A 26689-nucleotide genomic window follows, 5' to 3' on the forward strand; every position below is an offset into this window, starting at 1 on the left:
TCACGCCGGCGATGATAGGGCCCGGGAGCGCAGGTCCGACCAGAGCTGGTCGACCCGCTCCTCGAGGCCGGCCACGGTGTCCTCGTTGTCCAGGACCACGTCGGCGTACGCGACCTTCTCCTCCAGGGGCATCTGAGCGGCCATGCGGTCGCGCACGTCCTTTTCGGCCATGCCTCGCTCGACGAGGCGGGCAACGCGTGCGTGGACGGACGCCGTCACGACCACGACGACCGGGAACCCCTCGTGCGCGCCCGTCTCGATCAGCAAGGGGGAGTCGACCACCACCACGTCGTCGGTCCCGGCGTGTGCGGCCACCGTTTCGGCGATCGCTCGCCGGACCACCGGGTGCACGATCGCCTCGAGGTCGGCGCGCGCCACGTCGTCGGCGAAGACGATCGACGCGAGGGCCTCTCGGTCGAGGGAGCCGTCGGAGCCGAGCACGCCGTCACCGAAGCGAGCGACCACGGCATCGAACCCCGACGTGCCCGGTTCGACGGCTTCACGCGCGAGCATGTCGGAATCGAGGACCACCGCGCCACGCGCCGCGAGCATGCGCGCGACCGTCGACTTGCCCGACCCGATGCCACCCGTGAGGCCGACGAGGAGCACGTCGTTACCCGCCGCCCGGCCTGCGGCCCGTTAGTCGGAGCGACCTTCGCGCCGCTTCAGGTCCTCGAGGATCGCTTCGAGTGAGACCTCCTCGTCGGTGGCCTCCTCGGCGGCCTCGACCACCTCCTCGGCCTCCGCGACGTCGGCTTCGGCCGTGGCGGTGTCGCCCTCGGCCTCCGCGACGATCGCGTCGTCGATGGCGGCCTCGGCGACCGCGACGTCGACCGCCTCCTCGACCCGGGTCTCCTCGATCGCCGCCTCGACGGCGGTCTCGGCGACGACGGTCTCGACGGCTTCCTCCACGGCCTCAGCCACGGCATCCTCGGTGGTGTCGACCTCGGACTCGGCGACCTCAGGCTCGGCGGGGGCCGGCGCCGCGGGTTCGGGCTCGGTCGCCCGGGCGGCGTCGGCCTCGGCGACCGCGGCCAGGATGTCGTCTGGGATCTGGATCGTGGAGACCATCTCGGGCGTCGGCTCACGCCGCTGCTCGGGTTCGGCCTTGATCTCGGGCTCGCGCGGCGGCGGCGCCGATACCTGACGCATCGACAGACTCACCCGCCGGCGTGACACGTCGACGTCGATCACCTTGACCTGCACCTCGTCGCCGACCGACAGCACCGACTCCGGCGTGTCCACGTGCTCGTGGCTGATCTCGGAGATGTGGACGAGGCCCTCGATACCCTGCGCGACGCGGACGAACGCGCCGAACGGCACGAGCTTCGTGACCTGGCCGGTGATGATCGCGCCGGCCTGCGACGTGCGCTCGAACTCCTTCCAGGGGTCCTCCTGGGTGGCCTTGAGGGAGAGCGAGACGCGCTCGCGCTCGAGGTCGACGTCGAGCACCTCGACCTCGACCTCCTGGCCGACCGTGACGACCTCCTGCGGGTGGTCGACGTGTTTCCAGCTCAGCTCGCTGACGTGCACGAGGCCGTCGACGCCGCCGAGGTCGACGAACGCGCCGAAGTTCACGATCGAACTGACCGTGCCCTTGCGCCGCTCGCCCTTCTGCAGGCCTTCGAGGAACTTCTTGCGTCCCTCGCTCTGCGACTCCTCGAGGAAGGCGCGCCGGCTCAGCACGACGTTGTTGCGGTTGCGGTCGAGCTCGATGATCTTGGCCTCGAGCTCGGTGCCGACGAACGGGTGTAGGTCGCGCACGCGACGCAGGTCGACGAGCGAGGCCGGCAGGAACCCGCGCAGGCCGATGTCGAGGATCAGCCCGCCCTTGACGACCTCGATCACCGGGCCTTTGATCGTCTGGCCCGAGTTCATGACCTCTTCGATGCGACCCCACGCGCGCTCGTACTGCGCTCGCTTCTTCGACAGGATCAGGCGGCCCTCCTTGTCCTCCTTCTGCAGGACCAGGGCCTCGATGTGGTCGCCGACCTTCACGACCTCGTTCGGGTCGACGTCGTGGCGGATCGAGAGCTCCTTGCTCGGGATCACGCCCTCGCTCTTGTAGCCGATGTCGAGCAGCACCTCGTCGCGGTCGATCTTCACGACGTCGCCCTCGACGATGTCGCCGTCGCCGAAGTCGCGGAACGACGCCTCGAGCGCTTGGACCAGCTCCTCGGGCGTGTAGTCCTTGCCGTCGGCGGGAGCGGGGGTGGCGGGCGCCGCGTTGGCAGCCGGACGCGGTGCGGCTGCGGTCGCGGCGGTCGTGTCAGCGGCGGTTACCTCCTCGGTGGAGGCCTCAGGGGCCGCTTCGGTCTCGGTCGCCTCGGGGGCGACCGTCGTCTCGTCACTCATCTGGTCGGTCTCCTTCCGGCGCGCGGGGCTCACCACTCGCGGTTTGGGATTGTGCGAGTGGCACGCGAGCGAACCCACGGCCGTGCACAGGGTAGGTGTCCAGCGGAAACGCCGTCAAACGAGGCAGGTGCTCAGGCGGGCTCGGCCGCCTCAGGTGAGGGGTCACCCCCGGGGAGCATCGTCAGAAGCATGATCGTGGGCTCGACGGCCTCCAGCGAGTGGACCGTCCCCGGACTCATGGTCACCCACGATCCATGTCGCAGCCGTTCCTCCCTGCCCTCCACCTCGAACCGAAGGTCGCCGGCGAGGACCTGGACGATCGCGGCACGAGCCGCCGCGTGCTCGGCCAGACCCTCGCCAGCATCGAACCCGAACACGGTCACGTCGACGCCGCCCTCGCGATACACGACCTTGGAGACGACCGCTCCCGGTTGGATCGTCACGAGCTCGCGGAGATCCTCGAACGTTACGGACCCCATGCGGACGCCTCCCCCCTGCAGCGAGCGGCCATGCCCGCCTTCAATGGCCCGCCGGTGCTGCGTCGGACCAGTTCGTGCCCCAGCCCACGTCGGCCCGCAGCGGCACCTCCAGGTCGACGGCGTGCTCCATACGGTCCTTCACGAGGCCGGAGGCGGCCTCCGCCTTCGCCTCCAGGACCTCGAACACCAACTCGTCGTGCACGGTGAGCAGCATGTGACAGTCGAGGTCTTCGTGCTCGCGGAGCGCCTCGTCGACCCGGATCATCGCCATCTTGAACACGTCGCTCGCGCTGCCCTGGATCGGGGCGTTCAACGCCTGCCGGCGCCCCATGTCGCGCACGCGAGGGTTCGCCGCCTGCAGCTCCGGGATGTAGCGCCGGCGCCCGAGGAGCGTCTCGGTGAACCCCTCGACCGTCGCATGGCCGACCTGGTTGTCGAGGTACTCGCGGATCGCGGGGAACGATGCGAAATAGGCGTCCATGATCTCCTGCGCCTCGTCGGGGGCGATGTCGAGCCGTTGCGCGAGCCCCCATGCGTTCATTCCGTAGGCGAGTCCGTAGTTCACCATCTTCGCCCTCGAACGCGACAGCGGATCGACGGCATCGAGCGGCAGCCCGAACACGCGTGCCGCCGTGGCCGTGTGGATGTCCTCGCCGCTCTCGAACGCCGTGCGCAGGCCCTCGTCTCCCGAGAGGTGCGCGAGGATGCGCAGCTCGATCTGGGAGTAGTCGAGCACGAGCAACACCTGGTCGTCGGAGCCGGGCACGAACGCGCGGCGGATCTGCCGGCCGAGATCCGTGCGGATCGGCACGTTCTGCAGGTTCGGATTGCTCGAGGACAGACGGCCGGTGGCGGCGGCGGTCTGCACGAACGTCGTGTGCACGCGACCGTCGCGCGGGTCGACGAGCTTCGGCAGCGCTTCGAGGTACGTCGAGTTCAGTTTGTCGAGCTCGCGCCACGACAGCAGCGCGTCGACGATCGGGTGCGCGTCGCGGAGCTTCTCGAGCACGCTCGCATCGGTGGAGAGCTCACCCTTGGGTGTCTTCTTGCCGGGCTGGAGGCCGAGCTGCTCGTAGAGGATCTTGCGCAGCTGCGGTGGCGAGTTGAGGTTGAACTCCTCGCCGGCGTGCGTGTAGACCTCGGCCTTCAGGGTCGCCATCCGGTCGCGGACCGATTCCCCCATCTCCTCGAGGTAGTCGACGTCGAGCCGGATGCCGCGGGCTTCCATGCGGGCGAGCACCGACGAGAGCGGGAGCTCCACGTCGTCGAGCAGGGACCGGAGCCCCTGCTTCTCGATGCGCTCCTCCATCACCGGTGCGAGCAGGGCGATCGCGGCGGCCTCGGCCGCGACCGTGCGCCACGACCTATCGGCGAACAGCTGGCCCTCGCCGGCCTCCTCGCCCTCTGCCGCGCCGAGCACGTCGGCGCCGAGGTATGTCTCGGCGAGCGTGCGCAGCGGGTAGTCGGCCGACGCGGGATCGAGCAGGTAGCCGGCGAGCATCGTATCGAAAGCCATGCCGTCGATTTCGCCGCCCGAGCGCAGCGCCACCCGCTCGAGCGACTTGGCATCGTGAGCCCACTTCGGCGCGCCGCCGTCGGCGAGGAACACCTCGAGCGCCACGACGCCGTCGAGTTGGGCGTACGCGGCCTGCGCGCCGCCTGCCGAGATCGCCGCGCCGCGCACGGCATCGTCATCGGCGTCGAGCCGCACACCGACCGGGGCGCCGCCCTCCCAGGTCGACGCGAGCTCGTCGGCGGAGACCTCGCGGAGGTCGAGCTCGGCCACGTCGACCTTCGGCTTGACGTTGCCGATCTCCTGCAGCCGATCGAAGAGCGATCGGAACTCGAGCGACGTGAAGAGACGGCGAACCTCGTCGGTGTCCCACTCCCCCATCACACAGTCGTCGATGTCGACCGGCAGCTCGAGGCCGGTGTCGATGCGCGCGAGATCCTTGTTGAGGCCGAGCCGGTCGGCCGACGCCTCGACGTGCTCCTTCTGCTTGCCCTTCAGCATGTCGGTGTGCGCGGCGAGCTCCTCGACGCTGCCGAACTGGTTCACGAGCTTGGCCGCCGTCTTGTCGCCGACGCCGGGGACCCCGGGGATGTTGTCGCTCGTGTCGCCCTTCAGCGCCACGAAGTCGAGGTACTGCGCCGGCGTGATGCCGTAGCGCTCGGTCACCGCCTGCTCGTCGTAGCGGACGATGTCGCTGATGCCCTTGCGGTTGAACATCACGGTGACCCCCGGCCGCACGAGTTGGAAGAAGTCGCGATCGGCTGTGACGATCGTGGCGTCGACACCCTGCTCATGGGCCCGAAGCGCGAGCGTGCCGATCGCGTCGTCGGCTTCGTTGCCGTCGGCGATGCGGAGCACCGGGATGCGCATCGCCTCGAGCACCTCCTCGATCAGCCCGAGCTGCGACGTGAAGTCCTGCGGTGTCTCGCGGCGCCCCGCCTTGTAGTCGGCGTCCTTGGCCAGCCGAACGGTCGGCTTACCCGCATCGAAGAACACGGCGATCAGGTCGGGCTTCTCCTCGGCGAGCAGTTTGATCACCATGCTCGTGAACCCGTAGACGGCGTTCGTCAGGGTGCCGCTCGAGGTCGCCAGGGTGGGTGGCAGCGCGAAGAAGGCGCGGTACGCGAGCGAGTGTCCGTCGAGTAGGAAGATGCGCCGCGGGGCGTCGGCGTCCGTCTCGGCAGGTGTGCTGCGGGTCGAGGGGCTCACGGCCCGTATCGTAGTCTCCGCCCATGACGACCGACGTGCCGGCCACCGAGATCCGCCACCCCTCAGCCGACTACCTCGAGGCGCTCTACGAGATCGAGGAGGAGGGCTTCCCGATGGTCCAGGCCGAGATCGCGAGGTGGATGGGAGTGAGCCGCCCGTCGGTCAGCGAGCACGTCAAGCGCCTGATCGGTGACGGCCTGCTGACGGCCGACGGGAGGACCCTCGCGTTCACCGACGATGGGCGCCGCGTGGCGATCGCGCTCGTGCGCCGCCACCGTCTCGCCGAGCACCTCCTGATCGACGTGATCGGGCTGCCCTGGCATCAGGCGCATCAGGAGGCGGAGGTCTGGGAGCGGGTGATCTCGGCGCAGGTCGAGGAGCGACTCGTGGAGATCCTCGGCGACCCCGGCGCGTGCCCCCACGGCAATCCCATCCCCGGGTCCAGCCACGAGGTCGACGTGACCTCGCTCGTGGCGCTGAAGGACGTCGAGTCAGGCACCACCGTCACCCTGCGTCGGCTCACCGAGGACCTCGAGCTCGAACTCGCGGTGATGCGGTTCCTGGAAGAGTCGGGGCTCATGCCGGGCGCATCCGTCGCGGTCGACGGTGTCGGTCCCGACGGATCGATGAGCCTCACCGTGCAGGCACGATCGGTGGCCTTGGGGGCCGAACTCGCTGACAACCTCTGGGTCGAGGCCGCTCCAGCCTGACGTCCGCCGATCCAATCCGTTTCGTTCGGTGCCGAACGACCTTGACATGAATCCGACCTGCTAGATAGGGTTTCGAGGACCCGAAGAGATGGTGTTCGGAGAGCCGAACAAAGGGCCGAGCGGGGAGGAGATCCGACGTGGGAGCTGCGTTCCTGGTCGCACTGCGCGAGGGCATCGAGGCGGCGCTGATCATCTCGATCCTGCTTGCCTACCTGAAGCAGATCCAGGCGCAGAACCGCGCATACCTCATCTGGTGGGGGACGGCGCTTGCCGTCGTCGTGAGCATCGTCGTCGGCACCGTGATCTTCGCGGTCGGCGCCGAGTTCGAGGGCGAGGCTGAGCAGATCTTCGAGGGTCTCGTCACGCTGGCCGCCGTCGGCGTGCTGACCTGGATGATCTTCTGGATGCGGCGCCAGGGGGCTCGGGTGAGGTCGGAGCTGCATGAGCGGGTCGACACCGCGCTCCTCACGGGCGGGTTCGCGCTCGCGGCCCTCGCCTTCGTCGCCGTGCTGCGCGAGGGGGTGGAGACCGCCCTGTTCATCTTCGCCGCCGCGAAGGGGACCGCGGTCGAGTCGGGTGGGGTCGGCGGTCAGGTGATCGGAGCCGTGCTCGGGCTGGTGCTCGCCGTGGTGCTCGGTGTCCTCCTGTACCGCGGTGGGCTTCGGCTCAACCTCCGCTCGTTCTTCCGCGTCACCGGCCTGCTCCTCATCGTGGTCGCCGCGGGCCTCTTCGCCTATGGGCTCCACGAGCTTCAGGAGGCCGGATGGCTCCCGATCCTCGCCGGCACGGCATTCGACATCTCGACTCCTTTCCCGGACGACGAGGGACCGGGAGGCATCCTTCGCGCGATCTTCGGCTACCAGGCCAACCCCACGTGGCTCGAGCTCGTCGGATGGTTCGGGTACCTGGTGATCGTCGGTGGGCTGTTCGTTCGGTCGGTTCCGCCGGTTCCCGCAACCCGGTCGGACGACGCAACGACCACGCCGGATCCACAGGCCTCCCAACACGTCGGGGATCGCAGCTGAGACGGCGATCGCCACGAGGTCCGTTCCTGTCACTCTTTCGCATCGCGCCCGAGAGGGCTCCTGACCTGCGGGTTCGTGAGAAACCGTTTGAGCGCGATAGGTGTCGAGTTGACAGGTCTCAACCTCGCGTTTATCGTTCGCGTCGGTCCCGCGAGGCCGTGGGCAGGAACGGGAAACCGGACCGGCCGGGTCGCTCGGGACCGTAGCTTGACGGGCCGCGATGCTCGACAGGGAACGATCGCGTATGGGGAAGGCGTGATCGAACCCGAGGGGTGTCGCGGCCCGTCATCTTTCTCCGGCGCCGTCCTCACGAGGGCTCGACCTTCCACCCGAAACCTGTGGTCGAGACTTCAGGGGTCCTCGCGGCGACCCTGAACCATCACTGGAGTCTGCGGGCGATCCACGACGATGTGCGGGCCGAGCCGCGTGGGTCTTCCCCGCTGCCGTCAGAGGACCGCTTCGAAGAACTTCTTCGTCTCGGGGTACTTCGTGTGGTTGATCATCTCGTCGGGGGTGCCCTGCTCGAGGATCACGCCCTCGTTGAAGAACATCATGCGGTTGGCCACCTCGCGGGCGAAGCCCATCTCGTGGGTGACCACCATCATCGTCATGTGCAGGTCGGTGGCGAGCGACTTCATCACCGCCAGCACCTCCCCGATCAGCTCCGGGTCGAGCGCCGAGGTCGGCTCGTCGAAGAGCATGACCTCGGGCTCCATCGCGAGAGCCCGCGCGATCGCCACGCGCTGCTGCTGGCCGCCGGAGAGACGGATCGGATACTCGTCGGCCTTCTCGGCCAGCCCGACCTTCGCGAGCAGGTCGAGCCCCATCGAGCGGGCGTCGGCCTCGGGGATGCCCTTCACGGTCACCGGGCCTTCGATCACGTTGCCGATCACGGTCATGTTCGGGAACAGGTTGAAGGATTGGAAGACCATGCCCGCCTTGATACGGACCTGGCGGATCTGCTCCCGCTTGCCCTTCGTGCGATGGCCGCCTTCGAGCCGGACGCCGGAGACTTCGATCATGCCCGACGTGGGGTCCTCGAGGAAGTTCACGCACCGCAGGAGCGTACTCTTGCCCGACCCCGACCGGCCGAAGATGACGACGACCTCGCCCTTGTCGACCTCCATGTCGATGCCCTTGAGCACCTCGAGGGCGCCGAACCGCTTGTAGAGGTTCTCGACCCTGACGACGGCCTCACCGTTGCGCACTCCGGTCAATGTCCCTGCCCTTTCAGCTCGGGCCCCGCGTCACCCGGGTCGATGACCATCGGGAGGTCACCCCCCGAGCTCCCCTGTCCGCTGGTGCTCACGATCTTGGCGTCCTTCGGGGCCGCGGTCGGCTCTCCGCGCACATACCCCTTGCTGATCCGACGCTCCAGGCGACTCTGGAAGAACGTGAAGATCGCCGTGAGCAACCAGTACATGCCGGCGGCCAACATGTAGGCCTCGACCGGATTGAATGCCTCAGCTCCGGCGAGCTGCGCGCGCCGGAAGATCTCGGCCTGCGTCGCGCTGACGCCGATGAAGCTCACGAGGGCCGTGTCCTTCATCATCGCGATGAACTCGTTGCCCGTCGGTGGGATGATGACCCGGAACGCCTGCGGTAGCACGACCCGCTTCATCTTCTGGCTGTACGTCATGCCGAGCGCGTCCGCAGCCTCGGACTGACCATGGCTCACCGATTGGATACCCGCCCGGAAGATCTCGGTCATGTATGCGCCGTAGTTCAAGCCCAAGGCAATGATGCCCGCCACGAACGGGTCGAGCGTGAGGAGGTCCTCGACCTGTTCGGGAAGTCCGAGATTCTGCACGACCACGGGCAGCGCGAACGTGATCAGGAACAGCTGCACGATCAGCGGCGTACCGCGGAAGAACGACGTGTAGAACCCCGACACCCCATAGGCGACAGGGTTGCGGGAGAGCCGACCCAGGGCTCCGAGCAAGGCCATGAAGATCGCCAGCACGATCGAGGCGAGGGCGATCATGATCGTGTAGGTGATGCCCTTGACGACGAAGTCGGCGCGGTCGCGCATGAACTGCGTGTCGAAGTCCGCCGCGTTGAACAGGAAGGCGAGGATGAGGAAGATCACGACCCAGACGACCGCCACCTTCAGTCGGAACGGCACCCTCGCGCTCGCCTGCGAGATGCCCTCCATGCGCCCTTCGGGGCGCTGGGCGGGGGGCCGGGTCGCCCCGGCCCCCATCTCCTGTGTCGCCACGTCGTCCCCCGTTCGATCGTGCGCGGACCGCGCGGGCCCGCGAGCTAGCCTTCGGTCGAGACCGTGAAGTCCTCTCCGAACCACTGAGTCGACAGCTCGCTCAAGGTGCCGTCGCTGTGCATCTCGTCGACGATGTCGGAGACCGCTGCCACGAGCGAGGCCTGGTCAAGCTCCGATGCTTTGTCGATCGCCACCGAGAGGGGCTCGTAGAACAGCGGCTCACCGACGATGCGGAGGGGCCGCCCCTTGTCGATCGCACCTTGGAGGATCGGCAGTGACGACATCACGGCATCGGCCTGGCCCGACTCCACCGCCTGGATCGCCGTCGAGTCGGTGTCGAACCCCTTGACCGCGGCGTCGGTCATCGGCGGCGGGTCGAAGGAATAGCCGGGGATCTCCAAGGTCCCTTGCATGTAGAAGTCGTACGTGCAGCCGGAGCAGAGGGCGATCGTCGCACCGCTGAGCTGATCGAGCGAGGTGACGTCGCTGTCCTCGGGCACGGCGATCGCGGCCGGTGTGTAGTAGTAGGCAGGGGTGAAGTCGAGCACCTCGGCCCGCTCTTTGTTCACAGTCATCGATCCAACGCTCATGTCCCAACGGCCCTGCCAGTTGCCGGCGGTGATGGCCTCCCATTTCGGAGTTTCCCACGCGACCTCGACACCGAGGCGGTTCGCGATCTCGGTCGCGACGTCGATGTCGAAGCCTTCGTACTCACCGGTCTCGGGGTTCAGCGACGACGCTGGCGGATAGGCAGGGTCGGTCGAGACAGTGATCACGCCTTCCTCGCAGATCTGAGCGAGTAGGTCGCCGGCCGACGTGTCGGCGTCGGCGCAGGCGCCCGTGGTGCTGCCTCCACCACCGCCGTCGGCCGAGCCCGACGTGTCGTCGTCACCGCCTCCGCACGCTGCCGCGACGAGCGACAACGCCGCCACGAGCACGAGGATCGACCGGAACCGGAACTTGCGCATCCTGCCTCCTTCCAGAGGGAAGCGCGACTCATGCGCCCCCTCGCCGGACTATAGGCCCGGGGGGACCGACGGGCAACGCGGGCACGCAGGTCCCCCCGCTTGGACTACGTAGAGCGGAGGTCCGCGGGTTCACCGCCGATCGAGGCGGGCTCAGGCAGGAAGCGGGAGCCACCTCGTGCCCGCGGCTGCGAACAGGCCCGGCTCTGCTCGGACGAGTTCGCCGTGGTCGTCGAACGCGTACGTGCGAGCCACGCCGAAGTAGGTCGTGAGCGCGTCGAACGCCGCTCGCATCGCCGTGCGATCGATCGCCCCCGACGCGATCGCGTCCCCCGCGAGACGGCCGGCGTCCCAGCCTTCCGCGGCGTAGACGCCCGGCGCGAGCCCGTGCTCGGATTGATAGGCGTTCACGAATCGACGGCTCGCCAGACGAAGGTCGAGGGAGACGTCGACGCACGAGCACGCGACCGATCCCACCACCTCGCCGTCGCCGGCCGGAGACGTCGGCGGGATCGTCGTCTTGAGCGCGTCCCCGGCGAGGTCGACGGGGCGCCCCCGGGCCGACCCCGCCGCCCGCATCGCCCGGGCGAGGTCCCGCGCACCCGGTGGGAAACCTCCCCACACGACGACGCGGCAGCCGGCGGTCGCGACCTCGTCCGCGGCCCCCGTCGCCACCGACCCCTCGATCCGCGACGAGGGCCAGGACCCGAGGGCGATCTCGACCTGCTCCACCAACCCGCGTCCGTACGGGCTGCCGTCGTCGACGAGGCAGACCGGTTGCGGTTCGCCGTCGGCCGACCGGCTGCCGGCGATCTCGGCCAGCAACGACGCCTCGGCGCTCCGGTCGGGCACGAACCGTCGCCACAGCGTCGACGCGTCGCCCGCAGGCGGCGGCGATGCGAGCCAGGGCGACGCGCTGACCGGCGACAAGCTGATCGTCGGCAGCCCGGCCTCGGCGAGGATGCGCGCCACCTCCGCGGGCTCGTGCCAGAACGGCGCGGCCACGGCCAGCACGAACGCCGGATCGGCTGCGACCTCCTGCGCCATCTCGATCGCGGTCGGCGCGTCCCCGCCGGTGTCGAACTGCACCACCTCGGCCGTCACCCCGCCGTCGGCGAGCTTGCGCTGGACGACCATGTCGAGCGCGAGGAAGGAAGGAGACACTAGGTCGACGTGGTCGGGGACCGAGAGGTCCTGGAAGAACGCGATCTTGACGTCCGGCCCGCCGGCCGCTGAGGGAGAGCAGGCGGGCATGCTCGCGAGGATCACGGCGAGTACGGCGAGGACGATCGGCCTTCGGATGCGCAGGGTCATGGGAGGGGTGGCCGCTAGTCTATGGAGGCTCCGGCCGGGATGGCGGAACTGGCAGACGCGCGGGACTCAAAATCCCGTGAGCTTCGGCTCGTGAGGGTTCGACCCCCTCTCCCGGCACCCTCACATCGTCGCAGCGAGGGCCCCCGCAACCGCGAGATCCTCGAACGCCAGACCGACCGACTCGAACAGGGTGACGTCGTCGTCGCTTCGGCGGACGGCGGCGCCTCGCACGACCTCCTGCAGGTCCGCGACCACGTGGTCGGCAGAGATGGCGCCTTCCGCGATCGCCAGGAGCAGGTCGCCCGCCTCTTCCATCGCAGCCGCCCTCGTCTCCACCACGACGTGGGCGCGGCGCACGGTCTCGGTGTCGACCTCTCTGGCCTCGGGCAGGTACGCGCCGACGGCGTTCACGTGCGCCCCTGGGGGGAGCCGCTGACCGGCGAACAGCGGCTCGACGGACGTCGTGCACGTGCAGACGATGTCGGCGTCGGCCACGGCGTCGGCGGAGCCCACGGCCGCCTCGATCCCCATCGTTGCCGCTCGGTGCGCCAGCTGCTCGGCCCGGTCGAGTGTGCGGCTCACGACGACGAGGTGCGTCACCCGCCGCACCGCCATGATCGCCTCCAGATGCGCGTGGGCCTGCACTCCCGCTCCGAAGATCACGAGCCGCGCCGCGTCGACACGCGCCAGGTGGCGCGTGGCCAGTCCGCTCACCGCCCCGGTGCGCAGGGCGGTCAGGGCCGACCCGTCGACCAGCATCCGCGGCGCCTGGGTCACCGGGTCGAACAGCGCGTAGATCGCGTGGATCAGAGGGAGTCCCCGGTCGGAGTTCGCCTCGGTCAGGGTGACGAGCTTCACCCCCACACCGGGCTCTGCCACCGCGGGCATCAGGAGCAGGGTCCCCGCCGGGGTCGCGACGTGCGACCGGAGCGGGGTCGCCGAGGGATCGCCGTCGCGGAACGCCGCCTCGAGCGCGTCGATCGCGGCGCGTGTCGGGAGTCGGCGTGCGAGCTCGTCGGCGTCCACGAAAGGCACCCGCACGGGGCCCGCCTCAGAGCTCGCCCAGGTACGCCTGGCGCATCTGGGGGTTGTTGAGCAGCGCCTCGGCCGTGTCCGCGAGCACGACCTCGCCGGTCTGGATCACGTATCCGCGGTCGGCGATGCGCAGGGCCATGTTCGCGTTCTGCTCCACGACGAACACCGTGCGCCCAAGCTCGCGGATCGTCTGGATGATCTTGAACACTTGCTCGACGAGCACCGGGGCGAGGCCCATCGACGGCTCGTCCATCAGCAGCACCTTCGGGTCGGCCATCAGCGCGCGGCCCATCGCCACCATCTGCTGCTCGCCGCCGGAGAGCGTGCCCGCCTTCTGCTTGAGCCGCTCGCGGACGCGGGGGAAGGTCTCGAGCACCTGCTCCCGATCGCGGGCGATGGCCTCCTTGTCGTTGCGCAGGTAGGCGCCGAGCGCGAGGTTCTCGTCGACGGTCATGTCGGCGAACAGTCGTCGGTTCTCGGGCACCATCGAGATGCCGCGCCGCACGATCTCCGACGTCGGGAGCCCCGAGATCGGCTCTCCCTCGAACGCCACCTCGCCCTCGCTCGGCACGACGTAGCCGAGGATCGTCTTCAGGGTCGTGCTCTTCCCGCTCGCGTTCCCACCGAGCAGGCAGACCATCTCGCCTTCGTAGATCTGCATGTCCACCTCGCGCAGGACCGCGACGAGCCCGTAGTGCGTGGAGACGTTGCGCAGCTCGAGCACCGGGGTGCGGTCCGCCACGTCGACGCTCATCCCAGCTCCTCGTGGCGCCGTCCGAGGTAGGCCTCGACCACCTGCTCGTCGTTCGCGACCTCCTCGTAGGTGCCCTCGGCGATCTTGCGACCGTAGTCGCACGCGATCACACGATCCGAGACGCCCTTGACGATCCGCATGTCGTGTTCGATCACGAGCACCGTGAGCCCCAGCTCGTCGCGCATCCGCACGATGTGGTCGCGCAGCTCGAGCGTCTCGCGCGGGTTCATCCCGGCGGTCGGTTCGTCGAGCAACACGATCGTCGGCTGCGTCGCGAGGGCACGCGCCATCTCGAGGCGGCGCCGGTTCGCGTAGGAGAGCGCGAACGCGGGCTGGTCCTGACGGTACCCCGCGAGCCGGGAGCCGAAGAAGCCGAGACTGTCACTCGCATACTCTCGGATGCGGGTCTCCTCCGCGCGCACGCGAGGGGTGCGCAGGATCGAACCGAAGATGCCGGCCTTGCTGCGGCAGTGCTGTCCGACCATCGCGTTCTCGAGCACCGTCATGTTCGGGAACAGATGCACGGTCTGGAAGGTGCGCGCGATGCCCGCCTTGGTGATGCGATTGGGTGACAGCCCGACGATCGACTGGCCGCGAAGGAGCACGTCTCCCTTGTCGGGAGGGTACAGGCCGGTGATGACGTTGAACACCGTGGACTTGCCGGCGCCGTTGGGGCCGATGATCGAGACGATCTCTCCGTCCTCGACCTTGAACGAGAGCTCGTTGAGTGCGCTCAGACCGCCGAATCGCTTCGTGACCCCATCGACCTCGAGCAGCGCAGCGCTCATCCAGCGCCCTCCCCCAGCGGGGTCACCGGCGGCGCCACGTGTTCGTCGGCCGCGACGTCGGACGCCCACTTGTCCTGTTCTCGATCCTCCTCCCGCAGCTCGCGACTGCGGCGGACGTTGGGCACGACGCCTTGCGGTCGCAAGATCATCACCGCGACCAGCGCCGCGCCGTAGGCGAGCAGACGGTATTCCTCGAACTCCCGGAGCAGGCCGGGAAGGCCGACGAGCACCAGCGAACCGACGATCACGCCCGGCAGGCTGCCGATGCCGCCCAGGATCACGATGCCGAGCACCTGGATCGAGACGAGCACCTGGAACGAAGCTGGGGTGAGGGAACCGATCTTCACTGCGAACAGGGCGCCCCCGACTGCGCCGATCGCACCCCCCATCGCGAAGGCCAGCAGCTTGTAGGTGGTCGTGCTCACGCCCATGGCATCGGCGACCTGTTCGTCCTCGCGCAGGGCGGTCCATGCACGGCCGATCCTGGAGCCGGCCAGCCGCCAGGAGACGAACAGGGCGAGCACCACGAACGCGAGCCCGAGGTAGTAGAAGTGCTGCGGTTCGCGGAACCCGAAGTTGCCGATGGCTGCGTTCGTGATATCGCGCATGCCCTGCGGACCGCCGACGAGCGGCTCGAGCCATGGGCTCGTGACGAGTACGACGATCATCTCGCCGAGACCCAGGGTCACGAGTGCCAGGTAGTCGCCGCGGAGTCGAAGAACCGGCGCGCCGATCAGGACACCCGATGCGGCCGCGATCAGCACCACGATCGGGATCGCGACGTAGAAGTTCAGGTTGAGCGAGACCGCCGGCTCGGTCGAACCGATGAAGGTATTGAGGGTTGCGCCGGTGAGCAGGGCGAGCGCGTAGGCGCCGAGCGTGAAGAAGAACACGTACCCGAGGTCGAGGAGGCCGGCGTAACCGACCACGATGTTCAGGCCGAGGCCGAGCAGCGCGAACACCATCACCGTGCCGAGCACCTCGGAGATCACCGAGCCCAGCACGTACGGCGCGACCAGCAGCACGCCGAGCCCGGCGAGCATCACCACGATCATCAGCGGCGTGACGGGACGTCGTCGCGAGCCGTCGTCCGGCTCGTCATCGCGGGAGCGCCGAGGTGTGAGCGCTCCCCGGATCGCGTCGCCTTTGCGCGCCTTCAGCACCGAGGCGCCGGCGGAGAAGAGGGCAACCGTGACGGCTCCGATCCACGTGAGTCCGCCCGTGACCTTGCTGTACAGCCAGTCTCGCTCGATGCCGAGCTGGTCGAGGGCGATCGGGATGATGCGCTGCAGGAAGCCGAGCAGTAGCGTGACCCAGATCGCGGTCCCGATCGGCTTTCGGACGCCCTCTGGCAGCGTGCGGTAGACGGCGCCGAGCGTGCCGGCGACCGCCGACGCGATCACCAGCAGCGCCGCTGTCACGATCGCGGTCCGTCCCGAGAGGAGATACTCCATCAGCGCAGGCGAGATGTTCACGAACACCTCGCGGATGCGCTCGACCCCGAACGCGTCGACGAAGACGACGAACGCCCCGAACGAGAGGCCCGCGGTCGCCCCCGTCACGGCGCCGATCGGCGCGGCCTCGGCCTGCGATCGCTCGGCTACCTGACCCGCCACGACCCGGGGCCGCGATGTGACGTACCCGGCGACGACCGGGGGCAGCAGGATCATCAGCAGTGCGAACGTCACCACCTCCCCGATCAGGTTCAGGTCGGTGAAGTTGCCGATCAGACCCACTGCCGCGAAGAAGATCGTGACGATGCCGGCGATCACCCCGGTCTTGAAGGCCTCACGCATCAGACCTTCTCCGCTCCGCCCGAACCCAGCAGCCCACCGGGGCGGAAGACGAGCACGAGCACGAGCACGAGGAAGACGAACGCGTCACGCAGGGAGAACACGCTCGGGACGCCGAACCCCGTGAGCACCAGCGGCGGCCCGATCGCCTGCAGCAGCCCGAGCACGAAGCCGCCGAGCGCTGCCCCGGCGATGCTGCCGATGCCGCCCAGCACCGCGGCGGTGAACGCCGCGATGCCGGGCCGGAACCCCATCGTGAACTGGACCTGTGTGAACGCCAGCGAGTACAGGAGGCCGGCCATCCCGGCGAGGACCCCGCCGACGATGAACGTGATCACGACGATGCGATCGACATCGATACCCATCAGGCTGGCGATCTCGCTGTCCTCCGCGACCGCGCGCATCGACCGGCCGGTCTTGCTCCTGTGCACGAAGAGCTGGAGCCCGAGCATCGCCACGATCGCGGTGACGAAGACCAGCAGCTGTACCTTCGCGACCGGCACACCGAGGATCTCGATCGAGCCTTCGAGGATGGTCGGCCGAGGGTAGCCGTACGGCTGCGGTCCGAAGAAGCCGCGGAACGTGTTCGCGATGAACAGCGACGCCCCGATCGCGGTGATCAACGGCACCAACCGAGGCGCGTTGCGCAGCGGACGATACGCGATCCGTTCGAGCAGCACGGCGACGAGCGTCGACCCCGCGATCGCGACGACCAACAGGATCGTGAGTGCCGCGAACGGCTGCGCGTTCAGGAAGCCGCTCCGCTGGTACGCGTCGGCGAACCAGAACGAGATGAAGGCGCCGGCCATGAACACCTCGCCGTGGGCAAAGTTGATCATGCGCAGGATGCCGTACACGAGCGTGTACCCCAGCGCGATCAGCGCGAGGATCGCGCCCTGTCCGAGCCCGTTGACGACCTGGTCGATCCAGAAGTCCCCGGAGTAGCCACCTTCGGGAAGGGTCAGGGTCTTGTAGGAACCGACGACCACCACGAAGGCGATCGCGCCACCGAGGATGATGAGGATGATGCGGCGCCAATGGATCGTGGCGATGCCGTTGACCCGCCTATCGACGGCGGAAGCCGCTCCGGACCCGGACACGTGCGGCCGCACCCCCCTCTCGCGGATGGTCCCGGGCGGCCGCGAAGCAGCCGCCCGGGACTCCCCCTTGTGACCTCGCTACCGGTTAGAGCACGTCGTCCAGCGACTTGGTGTCGGTGTAGATGGGCTTGCCGTCGCCTTCGCCCCCGTCGACGGGCCAGTTCGGCCCATCGAAGATGCCGATCGTGACGTCGGTCGCGCAGTCGCCCAGCTCGGTGCACGTGATGATGCCTGTCAGCCCCTCGTACCCAGAGGTGGCGAACACGGCATCACGCAGCGCCGTGCGCGGGATCGACAGCGACCCGTCGTCGTTCTCGACCGCCACCTGCTCGATCGCGTCGAACAGCACGTTCGTCGCATCGAACGCGTGGGCGTGGAAGACGGAGGTCGGCTCGGATCCGAACTGCTCCTCGTACGCCGGCAGGAAATCGTTCGCGTAGAAGTCGCCCTCCTTGAACACCGATGTGTCGGGGGACGACAGCTTCACCCCTTCGATCGCCGCCGCGCCCGCGGTCTTGATCGTGTCGGAGCTCATGCATCCGTCGGAGGCCATGATCTGAACGTCAGGCATGATGTCGAGAGCCTGCTTCAGGATCAGCGAACACGCGGCGACGAACACGGGGGCATACAGCACGTCGGGATCGGTCTCCGCGATCGATCGCAGCAACGGTTTGAAGTCGGTGTCTTCGGAGTTGATCTGCTCCTGCACGGTCACGGTGCCGTCGCCGGCCTCGAAGTTCAGCGCCGCGGCGGCGGTGAGGCCTTGTGTGTACGGGCTCTCGTCGTGGATCGTGGCCAGCTTCGTGGCACCGACCTCGTTCAGGGCGAACTCGGCCACGATCGCACCCTGGATGCGGTCGTTGTGTGCCGTGCGCGCGTAGAACGGCTGATGCGCCTCCTCCGAGGTCAGGGCGGGGTTCGTGTTCGATCCGGAGAACAGCAGGACGCCCTTGTCGCTCAGGACCGTGTCCGCGACGCCCAGGGCGCCGCTGGAACAGCTGGTTCCGATGACGCCCACGATCGACGGATCGGCCGCGAGGGCCGTGGCGGCCGCCTGGCCACCTTCGGCCGTGCAGAGGTCGTCTTCGATCGCCAGATTGATGTCGTGGCCGAGCAGCATGCCCGGCGTGGCGTCGAATGTGCCGTCCATGTAGTCGACGGCGAGCTCGATCCCGTTCACCTGGTCCTGCCCCAGGGCCGCGTCGGCGCCGCTGATCACCTGGGAAACGCCCAGGTTGATCGGCTCACCCGCCGCGACCTCGATCGTCCCGAACTCGTCGGTGGCCGCGGTCTCGGTGTCGGTGCCGCCGGTGTCGCCACCACCCTCGTCGTTGGAACATGCGCTCGCCACCAGAGCGAGTACGGCGACGGTGGCGATCACCGTCAGCCAAGGTCGACGCTTCATAGGGCCCCCTTCCCATCGATGCTTCGAGACGGGTGTTGGTACCACATCCCGAACCTCCAAGCCAATCGCTCCGTCGGATCGGCCTGCACGTGCATACGTTCGACGGGACCGTGCGGGATGCGTGCCCGAGCGTCTCGGAGTCGTTCAGGCGAGCGGGAGCGCTTCGCGGAAGTCTCGCGCCAGGTCGAGCATGCCCTCGCGGTCGCCCTGGACCAGGCGAGCCATGAGGGCGCTGCCGACGATCACGCCGTCGGCGAACGCGCCGGCGTCCCGCGCTTGATCGGGCGATCCGATCCCGACGCCGACGAGGAGCGGCAGGTCGGTGAAGGGGCGAAGGGCGGAGACCAGCTCCTCCGCGATGCCGCCCAAGGTATCCCGCGCGCCGGTGACCCCGTAGGTCGCCACGCAATACACGAACCCGCGCGACCTGGCGGCGATCTCGGCGAGCCGCGCGGGTGCCGCTCCGGGTGCCGCCAACAGCACGGCATCGACGCCCCTGTCCGCACACGCCTCATCGAACGACTCCGCCTCGTCGACCGGCAGGTCCGGCACGATGATGCCCGCGACGCCTGCGTCGCGCGCCTCGTCGAGGAACGCCTCGACCCCCCGGCGGAGCACCGGATTCACGTAGGTCATCACGGCGACGGGGGTGTCGAGCGCCGCCTCTCGGATCGTCGCGAGCACGTCGGAGGGACGGGTGCCGGCCGCGAGCGCGGCCGTGGACGCCTCCTGGATCACCCCCCCGTCCATCACCGGGTCGGAGTGGGGCACTCCCACCTCGATCGCGTCGGCGCCCGCGTCGGCCACGGCACGCAACAGCGTGGCGTCGACGGCTGGGAAGCCACCGGTCAGGTACGGGACGAACGAGCGCCCGCCGGCGTCGCGCCGCTCCCGGAGCGCGGTCTCCAGGGCCCCCATCAGGCGCGCGACCCCAGCGCCGCGAGCACGGTATCGAGGTCCTTGTCGCCCCGGCCGGAGAGGCAGACGAGGACCCGGGCGCCCTCGGGCAGGGGGCGGTGCAGCAGCCAGCCGATCACGTGGGCGGGCTCCAGGGCGGGCAGGATCCCTTCGGTGCGGGCCAGCGCCTGGAAGCCCGCGAGCGCATCGTCGTCGGAGGCATTCACGTATTCCGCGAGGCCCTCGTCGTGCAGCCATGCGTGCTCGGGGCCCACCCCCGGGTAATCGAGCCCGGCCGAGATGGAATGGGTCTCGACGATCTGCCCATCGGCGTCCTGCAGCAGGTACATCATCGCTCCGTGCAGCACGCCTGGCTGCCCCTGGGTGATCGAGGAGCAGTGCTCCCCCAGGTTCATGCCGCGGCCGCCGGCCTCGACCCCGATCAGGCGCACGCCGGGGACGCCGACGAACGCCGTGAACATGCCGATCGCGTTGGATCCTCCTCCCACGCACGCGACGACGACCTCGGGATCGCCACCGAGCCGCTCGGCGTACTGGGCCCGCGCCTCGTCACCGATCACCCGCTGCAGGTCTCGCACGAGCTGCGGGAACGGATGCGGCCCCACCACCGATCCGATGATGTAATGGGTGTCGGTGACCGTGGCCGCCCAATCTCGCAGCGCTTCGTTCACGGCCTCCTTGAGCGTCTTCGTGCCCGCAGTCACCGGCACGACGTCGGCGCCGAGCAGCCTCATGCGGGCGACGTTCGGTGCCTGGCGGCGGGTGTCTTCCTCACCCATGTAGACGACGCAGGGCAGCCCGAGCAGCGCACAGGCGGTGGCGGTGGCGACCCCGTGCTGCCCGGCGCCGGTCTCGGCGATGATGCGCCGCTTCCCCAGTCGCTTCGCGAGCAGCGCCTGCCCGAGGGCGTTGTTGATCTTGTGGGCTCCCGTGTGGGCGAGGTCCTCGCGCTTCAGCCACACCTCGTAGCCGAGCTCGGCGGAGAGACGGACCGCGTGGGTGATCGGCGTCGGGCGCCCCACGAAGTCGCGGCTCAGGGCTCCGAGCTCGCCGCGGAAGCCGGCGTCGTCGCGCAGGTGCGTCCACGCGCCGGCGAGCTCGTCGAGCGCGGGGATCAACACCTCGGGCACGTACCGGCCCCCGTAATCGCCGAAGCGTCCTCGCGCGTCGGGCACGGTCGGCACGGGTGACGTGGCGGTGTCAGAACTCATGCCGGTCGCCTCCTCGTTCGGATCGTGGGTGGGCGCCCCCGATGAGCTCGCGCAGGGTGGCGCGCGGGTCGGCGGCGCGCATCAGGGCCTCGCCCACCAGGATGGCAGAAGCTCCGGCGTCGACGGCCGCCTCGACGTCGGCGCGGCTCCTCACGCCCGACTCGAAGACGGCCATTCGGTCCTCGGGGATCCGTCGCACACGATCGAGCGCACGATCGACGTCGACGTCGAGTGACTCGAGGTCGCGGGCGTTGACCCCGATCACCTCGGCCCCGCTCGCCATCGCGCGCTCGAGCTCGTCGTCGGCGTGGGTCTCGACGAGGGCATCCATGCCGAGGTCTCGCGCGATCGCCAGCATCGCCGTCAGCTCGTCGTCGGTGAGCGCCGCGGTGATCAGCAACACGGCGTCGGCGCCGTGGGCCCGCGCCTCGATCACCTGACCCGGATGGACGAGGAAGTCCTTGCGCAGCAACGGTACGTTCACGCTCACCCGCACGGCGTCGAGGTCCGCGAGCGACCCTCGGAAGTGTCGCGGCTCGGTGAGCACCGAGATCGCGGCGGCGCCTCCGTCGGTGTAGGAGGTCGCCTGCGCGACCGGGTCGGCGCCGTCGGCGATCGGGCCGGCGCTCGGCGACGCGCGCTTCACCTCGGCGATCAGTGCAGGCGTCCGCGCGCGCAGCGCGGTGAGGAACCCGCGCGCCGGGGGCCGGGCTCCGGCGCGCGCGAGCAGCGCCCCCTCGTCGAGCGGATGCTCGTCGAGGTCGCGTCGCACTCGGGTGACGAGGTCGGTGAGGAATCCCATCGAGCCCGCGAGTCTACCGATGGGTCGCGTCGCGACCGTCTCACCCGAGGGCGCTGCCCAGGGCCGCCTCGAGCTCGATACCATCCTCGAGGGCCGCACGCCCAACGACGGCGCCGACCGCGCCTGCCGCGCGGAGCGACGCGAGATCGTGCATGCTCGCGATTCCCCCGGCGGCGATCACCGGACGACCCGCCCGGACGACGCGCTCGACCACCGCCACGTCGGGTCCGTCGAGGGTCCCGACCCGGGCCACCGCGGTCACGAGGAATGCCCGCGCGCCGCCCCCCGCGAGCCAGCCGAGGGTTTCGACGAGCGGCAGATCTACGCCGTCAGTCCCTCGAGGGCGGATGCGGCCGTCGTCGACCTCGATGCCGATGAACAGCCGGTCGGCGAGCGAGGCGACCGCCTCGATGGCGGCGGCCTCATCGACGAGGGCCGCCGACCCGAGCACGACGCGGTGCGCGCCCGCCTCGAGCGCGGCGCGCGCCTGGTCGATCGTGCTGATGCCGCCGCTCGCTTGCACTTGCACGCCGAGCGCCGCGATCGCATGCACGACGTCGAGGTTGCGCGCGAGACCGTCGAAGGCGAGGTCCATGTCGACGACGTGCACCCACCGGGTCCCTGCCGCCACATACGCGGCGGCGGCGGCGAGTGGGTCGCCGTCGAACGCGCTCGCGGGAACCGGACCGCCCGGCGAATACGACGCGAGCCGCCCGCCGGCGACGTCGATCGCGGGGATCACCTCGAAGCCCATCGACGGAACCCTACCGGCCGCGCGCTGGCATCATGGACGCATGGAGATGCCCGTCTTCGCGCTCCACACCGTGCTGTTCCCCGGCCGGACGATGGGATTGCGCGTATTCGAGCCACGCTACCGGGCCTTGATGGACGACGTGCTCCCGGCGGGCACGTTCGTCGTGGTCGCGATCCGGCACGGACAGGAGGTGGGCGGCCCCTACGAGGCCTACCGCGTCGGCGTCACGGTCGCGGTCGAGGCGCACGATCGCGACGAGGACGGATCCCACCGCCTGCGCATCGGCGGCCGGGATCGCTTCGCCCTGATCGCGCCGAGTGCCCACGACCCGTATCCGGTCTGGCAGGTCGAGCCTTTCCCGGACGAGGGTGGGGCCGGCACCGACGATGTCGAGGCCGCCGCCGAAGCGCTCTGGGCGTACCTGTCGGTCACCGGCGAGCCCGCCGGGCAGGTCCCCGCGATCCCCCACGATCCCGTGACCGCGAGCTACGTGCTCGCCGCGGCCACTCCCGCCCTCGTGCCGACGCAGCAATCGTTGCTGGAGGTGGCCGGTGCGGGGGAACGGCTCTCCGCGGTGCGCGCGATCTTCCGGCGTGAGACCGCCCTCGTGCGTGCCCTGGGGGCAGGGGCGGGGGGCGCCGGCCTCGACGTGAGCCCCAACTAGTCGGGCCGGGACGAGGTGGTGGCGGGCACGCCGGGCTCGGGCTCGGCCGCCGGGTCACGCTCGACACGTGCGGCGTCACCGCCGAGCAGCGACCGCAGTTCCCCGAGGAGCGGGCCGCCCGGATGGACCCGATACGTGCCGAGCTCCAGCGGGGTGACGCCTTCCGACGACAGGAACCGCACCCGGACCGGCGCCCCGCCCGGATGTGCCTCGAAGAGATCCTTGAGCTTGGCGAGGACCGACGGCGTGCACGCCGCCGCGGGCAGGTCGACGACGACCGCGTCGGGCGCCGCGACGATCGATGCGACGCCGCCCAGGTCGGGCTCGCGGACCTCGGTCGCGCGGATCTGCAGCTCGCGCCCGCGCAGGTCGATGCGGCCCACCACGAGCACGATGCGATCGGTCTCGATCATGCCGGGCACGGCCTCGTAGACACTCGGGAACGCCACGACGTTGACGCCCCCGGCGAGTCCCTCGAGTCGGAACTGCGCGTATGGCTCACCGCGCTTCGTGTACTTGCGGGCGACGGCTCCGATGATGCCGCCGATCGTGACCAGGTCGCCGTCGCCGAGCGCCTCGAGGTCGGCGATCTCGTGCGAGCACTTCGACGACAACGCATCGCGGACCTCGAGCAGCGGGTGGTCGGTCACGAACTGCCCGAGCATCTCCTTCTCGAGGCGGAGCAGCGTGCGCTTGTCGAACTCCTGGGCCTCGAGCACCGACTCGTCGATCGCCCCGGCCCCGGATGCGTCGTCGCCTCCGCCGAACAGAGAGAACTGGCCGGCCTCCTCGGCCTTGCGTTCGGCGAGGATCGGCCCCGCGACCTTGTCCTGCGCCTGCAAGAGGCCTTGTCGCGTGTACCCGAGCGAGTCGAACGCGCCCGCTTGCACGAGGGACTCGAGCACGCGCTTCGTCAGCACACCCGGGTCGACCTTCCGGCAGAAGTCGGAGAACGAGGTGAAGGCCCCTTCCGCACGGCGCGCCTCGATGATCTTCGCGACCGCCCCCTCCCCCACGTTGCGCACGGCCGACAACCCGTACCGGATCGCCGGCACGTCGCCCTTCGCCGGCGCGAAGTCGGTCTCGGAGTCGTTGACGTCAGGGGGCAAGACCTCGATGCTCATGCCGCGGCAGGCGTAGAGGTAGTAGGGCTTGCGATCCTTGTCGTCCTTGACCGACGTGAGGATCGCCGACATGTACTCCACTGGGTGGTGGGCCATCAGGTAAGCCGTCTGGTACGCCACGTAGCCGTACGCGCAGGCGTGCGAGGCGTTGAAGCCGTAGTCCGCGAACGGCACGATCATCTCGAACAGGTCGGCGGCCAGCTTCTGCGGGTAGCCCTTGGCGACGGCGCCGGCGATGAATTTCTCTTTGAACGGCATGAGTACGTCGAGCTTCTTCTTGCCCATCGCCTTTCGCAGCGTGTCGGCCTCGCCCATCGAGAAGCCGGCGAGCGCCACGGCGACCTGCATCACCTGCTCCTGGTAGATCATCACCCCGTACGTGTCGCGCAGGATCGGCTCGAGGTCGTCGTGCGGGTAGGCGACCTGGCGGCGCCCGTGCTTACGTTCGGCGTACTCGGTGTGCAGGCCGTTGTTCAGGGGCCCGGGCCGGTAGAGGGCCACCAGCGCCATCAGGTCCTCGAAACGGTCGGGCTTGAGCACCTTGATCAGGTTGCGCATGCCCGCCGATTCCATCTGGAACACGCCGGTGGTCTCTGCGCGCTGCAGCATCGCGTAGGTCGCGGGGTCGTCGAGGGCGACATGGTCGATGTCGAGCTCCACTCCGCGGGCGCGCAGGTGCCGCAGGGTGTCCTCGATCACCGAGAGGTTCCGAAGGCCGAGGAAGTCCATCTTCAGCAGGCCGAGTGCCTCGACCCCGTTCATGTCGAACTGCGTGACGACCTTCTTGCTGTCGTCGCGCGAGTCCTTCGAGAGCTTCAGCGGCAGGTAGTTCACGAGCGGCGCGTCGCCGATCACGACGCCGGCCGCATGCACGGAGTCCTCGCGACGCAGTCCCTCGAGGGCGCGCGCGGTCTCGACGATCTCCTTGGCCTCGGGCTCGCGCTCGTAGGCGTTCGCGAGGTCGGGCGAGAGCTTGAGCGCGTCCTCGATCGGGTAGTCGCGGCCCATCACCGCCGGCGGGTACATCTTGCAGAGACGATCGCCGACGACCGGCGGGAACCCGAGGACGCGCGCCGCGTCGCGGATGCCCTGCTTCCCCTTGATCGTCTGGAACGTGACGATCTGCGCCACGTGGTCGGCGCCGTACTTCTCGGTGGCGTAGCGGATCACCTCGTCGCGGCGGCGCTCGTCGAAGTCCATGTCGATGTCGGGCATCTGGATGCGCTCGGGGTTCAGGAATCGCTCGAACAGCAGTCCGTAGCGCAGCGGGTCGAGGTCGGTGATGCGCAGGGCGTAGCTCACGACCGACCCGGCCGCCGATCCGCGCCCCGGGCCCACCCGGATGCCCTGCTCGCGCGCGTGACGGATCAGGTCCCAGACGATGAGGAAGTAGCCGCCGAAGCCCATGTTCGTGATCACGTCGAGCTCGTGGTCGATGCGCTCGCGGATCTCGGGCGTGATCTCTCCGTAGCGGGCCACGGCGCCCTCGTCGACGAGCTGCCGCAGGTAGGCGTCGCGGTCCATACCTCCCGGCGTCTCGAAGCGGGGCAGGTGGTACCGCTGGTGGGCCGGCGCCCGGTCGCCGTACACGAGATCGAGCTCGACGCTGTCGGCGATGTCGAGGGTGTGGTCGCAGACCTCGGGTGCCTCGGCGAACACGTGGCGCATCTCCTCCGCGCTCTTCAGGTAGAACTCGTCGGCGTCGAACTTCAGCCGCTTCAGGTCGGTCTGCACCTTCTGCTGTTGGATGCAGAGCAGCACGTCGTGCGGCTTCGCGTCCTCCTTGAGGGAGTAGTGAAGGTCGTTCGTCGCCACGACCGGGATGCCGAGGTCGCGCCCGAGGTCGAACTGCTGGCGGAGGATGCGGCGCTGTTCGCCGATGCCGTGGTCCTGTACCTCGATGTAGTAGCCGTCGGCGCCGAAGATGTCGCGGTACTCGGCGGCCGTCTCGCGAGCTCGCTCCCGTTGGCCGTTCAGCAGCTGCACTGACACCTCGCTCGACAGGCAGCCAGACAGGCACGTGATGCCCTCCGCATGCTCGGCCATCAGCTGCTTGTCCATGCGGGGACGGTGGTAGAAGCCCTCGAGGTAGGCGGCGGAGACGAGTTTGAGGAGGTTGCGGTAGCCGGCGTCGTTCCGGGCGAGGAGGGTGAGGTGGTAGTACTTCTCCTCGCTCTCGCCGGGGTTGCGATCGAACCGTGAGCCTGGGGCGACGTAGGCCTCGACGCCGATGATCGGCTTCACGCCCGCCGCCCTGGCCGCCTCGAAGAACCGCAGCGTGCCGAACATCGATCCGTGGTCGGTGACGGCGACCGCCGGCATGCCGAGGCGTTGCGCTTCGCTGAAGATCGTGGGTGCGCCTGGATTCGACGAGGGAGGCTCGATGCGGGCCGCCCCGTCGAGCAGCGAGTACTCGGAGTGCACGTGGAGGTGGACGAAGCCGTCGCTGCGGTCGGTCATGTGCGGTGTGCGGCTCCTTGCGGGGCGGATATCCACAGCTTCCCCGGCGGCTGTGGAGAACTACACCGGTGTGATTCGAGCGGGTGACCAACC

The 26689-nt window shown here is 69.2% G+C and carries 22 protein-coding genes and 1 tRNA gene; 4 read left to right on the top strand and 19 right to left on the bottom strand.

The window, feature by feature from the left end:
- The 4 genes from coaE to polA all read right to left on the bottom strand — a co-directional run bounded on the left by coaE (position 1) and on the right by polA (position 5556).
- On the bottom strand, positions 1-609 hold the full coding sequence (gene coaE / locus VFI59_09850; GenBank protein ID HET6713999.1) for a dephospho-CoA kinase: 609 nt from the start codon (positions 607-609) through the stop codon (positions 1-3).
- A 30-nt stretch (positions 610-639) separates the two neighbouring features.
- Positions 640-2355, bottom strand: a complete 1716-nt coding sequence (rpsA, locus tag VFI59_09855) for a 30S ribosomal protein S1 (protein HET6714000.1) — start codon at positions 2353-2355, stop codon at positions 640-642.
- A 131-nt stretch (positions 2356-2486) separates the two neighbouring features.
- Entirely contained in the window at positions 2487-2834 is a 348-nt protein-coding gene (locus tag VFI59_09860) for a cupin domain-containing protein (GenBank protein ID HET6714001.1), read from the bottom strand.
- Positions 2835-2874: 40 nt separating this feature from the next.
- Entirely contained in the window at positions 2875-5556 is a 2682-nt protein-coding gene (polA, locus tag VFI59_09865; GenBank protein HET6714002.1) for a DNA polymerase I, read from the bottom strand.
- A gap of 23 nt (positions 5557-5579) precedes the next feature.
- Here polA and VFI59_09870 point away from each other — a divergent pair, with 23 nt between their 5' ends.
- Positions 5580-6266: a metal-dependent transcriptional regulator gene (locus VFI59_09870; GenBank protein HET6714003.1), complete on the top strand. Its 687-nt coding sequence runs from the start codon at positions 5580-5582 to the stop codon at positions 6264-6266.
- 137 nt (positions 6267-6403) lie between these two features.
- On the top strand, positions 6404-7291 hold the full coding sequence (efeU, locus tag VFI59_09875; protein HET6714004.1) for an iron uptake transporter permease EfeU: 888 nt from the start codon (positions 6404-6406) through the stop codon (positions 7289-7291).
- Between the two features lie 446 nt (positions 7292-7737).
- Here efeU and VFI59_09880 read toward each other — a convergent pair whose 3' ends face one another.
- The 4 genes from VFI59_09880 to VFI59_09895 form a co-directional block, all read right to left on the bottom strand.
- Entirely contained in the window at positions 7738-8499 is a 762-nt protein-coding gene (locus VFI59_09880; protein ID HET6714005.1) for an amino acid ABC transporter ATP-binding protein, read from the bottom strand.
- 5 nt (positions 8500-8504) lie between these two features.
- The gene (locus VFI59_09885; GenBank protein ID HET6714006.1) at positions 8505-9509 is read right to left on the bottom strand and encodes an amino acid ABC transporter permease; all 1005 of its coding nucleotides are present in this window, start codon (positions 9507-9509) and stop codon (positions 8505-8507) included.
- A 44-nt stretch (positions 9510-9553) separates the two neighbouring features.
- Complete coding sequence (locus VFI59_09890) at positions 9554-10477, bottom strand: transporter substrate-binding domain-containing protein (protein ID HET6714007.1); 924 nt, start codon at positions 10475-10477, stop codon at positions 9554-9556.
- 150 nt (positions 10478-10627) lie between these two features.
- Positions 10628-11788: an ABC transporter substrate-binding protein gene (locus VFI59_09895; GenBank protein HET6714008.1), complete on the bottom strand. Its 1161-nt coding sequence runs from the start codon at positions 11786-11788 to the stop codon at positions 10628-10630.
- A 33-nt stretch (positions 11789-11821) separates the two neighbouring features.
- Here VFI59_09895 and VFI59_09900 point away from each other — a divergent pair.
- Positions 11822-11905 (top strand) — tRNA-Leu (locus tag VFI59_09900).
- Between the two features lie 3 nt (positions 11906-11908).
- On the opposite strand, the gene VFI59_09905 is transcribed toward VFI59_09900, so the two are convergent.
- The 10 genes from VFI59_09905 to VFI59_09950 form a co-directional block, all read right to left on the bottom strand.
- Positions 11909-12829, bottom strand: a complete 921-nt coding sequence (locus VFI59_09905) for an ornithine cyclodeaminase family protein (protein ID HET6714009.1) — start codon at positions 12827-12829, stop codon at positions 11909-11911.
- Positions 12830-12839: 10 nt separating this feature from the next.
- Positions 12840-13577, bottom strand: coding sequence for an ABC transporter ATP-binding protein (locus tag VFI59_09910; protein ID HET6714010.1), 738 nt, complete (start codon positions 13575-13577; stop codon positions 12840-12842).
- Complete coding sequence (locus tag VFI59_09915) at positions 13574-14365, bottom strand: ABC transporter ATP-binding protein (protein HET6714011.1); 792 nt, start codon at positions 14363-14365, stop codon at positions 13574-13576. The genes VFI59_09910 and VFI59_09915 overlap by 4 nt, the downstream gene beginning before the upstream one ends.
- Positions 14362-16161 carry a leucine/isoleucine/valine transporter permease subunit gene (locus VFI59_09920; GenBank protein HET6714012.1) on the bottom strand — a complete coding sequence of 600 codons (1800 nt, stop codon included), beginning with the start codon at positions 16159-16161 and terminating at the stop codon, positions 14362-14364. The genes VFI59_09915 and VFI59_09920 overlap by 4 nt, the downstream gene beginning before the upstream one ends.
- Positions 16161-17258: a branched-chain amino acid ABC transporter permease gene (locus VFI59_09925; GenBank protein ID HET6714013.1), complete on the bottom strand. Its 1098-nt coding sequence runs from the start codon at positions 17256-17258 to the stop codon at positions 16161-16163. Before VFI59_09925 ends, VFI59_09920 begins: the two co-directional genes overlap by 1 nt.
- An 85-nt stretch (positions 17259-17343) precedes the next feature.
- Positions 17344-18663 (bottom strand): branched-chain amino acid ABC transporter substrate-binding protein, encoded by a 1320-nt coding sequence (locus VFI59_09930; GenBank protein ID HET6714014.1) that lies wholly within the window; start codon positions 18661-18663, stop codon positions 17344-17346.
- A gap of 144 nt (positions 18664-18807) precedes the next feature.
- Positions 18808-19581: a tryptophan synthase subunit alpha gene (trpA, locus tag VFI59_09935; GenBank protein ID HET6714015.1), complete on the bottom strand. Its 774-nt coding sequence runs from the start codon at positions 19579-19581 to the stop codon at positions 18808-18810.
- Entirely contained in the window at positions 19581-20792 is a 1212-nt protein-coding gene (gene trpB / locus VFI59_09940) for a tryptophan synthase subunit beta (protein HET6714016.1), read from the bottom strand. Before trpB ends, trpA begins: the two co-directional genes overlap by 1 nt.
- Positions 20782-21594: an indole-3-glycerol phosphate synthase TrpC gene (locus VFI59_09945; protein ID HET6714017.1), complete on the bottom strand. Its 813-nt coding sequence runs from the start codon at positions 21592-21594 to the stop codon at positions 20782-20784. The genes trpB and VFI59_09945 overlap by 11 nt, the downstream gene beginning before the upstream one ends.
- Positions 21595-21634: 40 nt before the next feature.
- Positions 21635-22348 carry a HisA/HisF-related TIM barrel protein gene (locus tag VFI59_09950; protein HET6714018.1) on the bottom strand — a complete coding sequence of 238 codons (714 nt, stop codon included), beginning with the start codon at positions 22346-22348 and terminating at the stop codon, positions 21635-21637.
- Between the two features lie 40 nt (positions 22349-22388).
- Here VFI59_09950 and VFI59_09955 point away from each other — a divergent pair, with 40 nt between their 5' ends.
- Positions 22389-23012 (top strand): LON peptidase substrate-binding domain-containing protein, encoded by a 624-nt coding sequence (locus tag VFI59_09955; protein ID HET6714019.1) that lies wholly within the window; start codon positions 22389-22391, stop codon positions 23010-23012.
- On the opposite strand, the gene dnaE is transcribed toward VFI59_09955, so the two are convergent.
- Positions 23009-26596, bottom strand: a complete 3588-nt coding sequence (gene dnaE, locus VFI59_09960) for a DNA polymerase III subunit alpha (protein ID HET6714020.1) — start codon at positions 26594-26596, stop codon at positions 23009-23011. The two genes, VFI59_09955 and dnaE, sit on opposite strands and share 4 nt — an antisense overlap.
- Positions 26597-26689 lie beyond the last annotated feature (93 nt).

The organism is Actinomycetota bacterium, assembly GCA_035697485.1.
GTDB lineage: Bacteria > Actinomycetota > UBA4738 > UBA4738 > HRBIN12 > JAOUEA01.

Bases quoted from the DNA above. Each gene is read 5' to 3' on its own strand.
- rpsA (HET6714000.1), bottom strand. From the start codon at position 2,355: ATGAGTGACGAGACGACGGTCGCCCCCGAGGCGACCGAGACCGAAGCG.
- VFI59_09860 (HET6714001.1), bottom strand. From the start codon at position 2,834: ATGGGGTCCGTAACGTTCGAGGATCTCCGCGAGCTCGTGACGATCCAA.
- VFI59_09870 (HET6714003.1), top strand. From the start codon at position 5,580: ATGACGACCGACGTGCCGGCCACCGAGATCCGCCACCCCTCAGCCGAC.
- VFI59_09890 (HET6714007.1), bottom strand. From the start codon at position 10,477: ATGCGCAAGTTCCGGTTCCGGTCGATCCTCGTGCTCGTGGCGGCGTTG.
- VFI59_09895 (HET6714008.1), bottom strand. From the start codon at position 11,788: ATGACCCTGCGCATCCGAAGGCCGATCGTCCTCGCCGTACTCGCCGTG.
- VFI59_09910 (HET6714010.1), bottom strand. From the start codon at position 13,577: ATGAGCGTCGACGTGGCGGACCGCACCCCGGTGCTCGAGCTGCGCAAC.
- VFI59_09915 (HET6714011.1), bottom strand. From the start codon at position 14,365: ATGAGCGCTGCGCTGCTCGAGGTCGATGGGGTCACGAAGCGATTCGGC.
- VFI59_09920 (HET6714012.1), bottom strand. From the start codon at position 16,161: ATGCGTGAGGCCTTCAAGACCGGGGTGATCGCCGGCATCGTCACGATC.
- VFI59_09930 (HET6714014.1), bottom strand. From the start codon at position 18,663: ATGAAGCGTCGACCTTGGCTGACGGTGATCGCCACCGTCGCCGTACTC.
- trpA (HET6714015.1), bottom strand. From the start codon at position 19,581: ATGGGGGCCCTGGAGACCGCGCTCCGGGAGCGGCGCGACGCCGGCGGG.
- trpB (HET6714016.1), bottom strand. From the start codon at position 20,792: ATGAGTTCTGACACCGCCACGTCACCCGTGCCGACCGTGCCCGACGCG.
- VFI59_09945 (HET6714017.1), bottom strand. From the start codon at position 21,594: ATGGGATTCCTCACCGACCTCGTCACCCGAGTGCGACGCGACCTCGAC.
- VFI59_09950 (HET6714018.1), bottom strand. From the start codon at position 22,348: ATGGGCTTCGAGGTGATCCCCGCGATCGACGTCGCCGGCGGGCGGCTC.
- VFI59_09955 (HET6714019.1), top strand. From the start codon at position 22,389: ATGGAGATGCCCGTCTTCGCGCTCCACACCGTGCTGTTCCCCGGCCGG.
- dnaE (HET6714020.1), bottom strand. From the start codon at position 26,596: ATGACCGACCGCAGCGACGGCTTCGTCCACCTCCACGTGCACTCCGAG.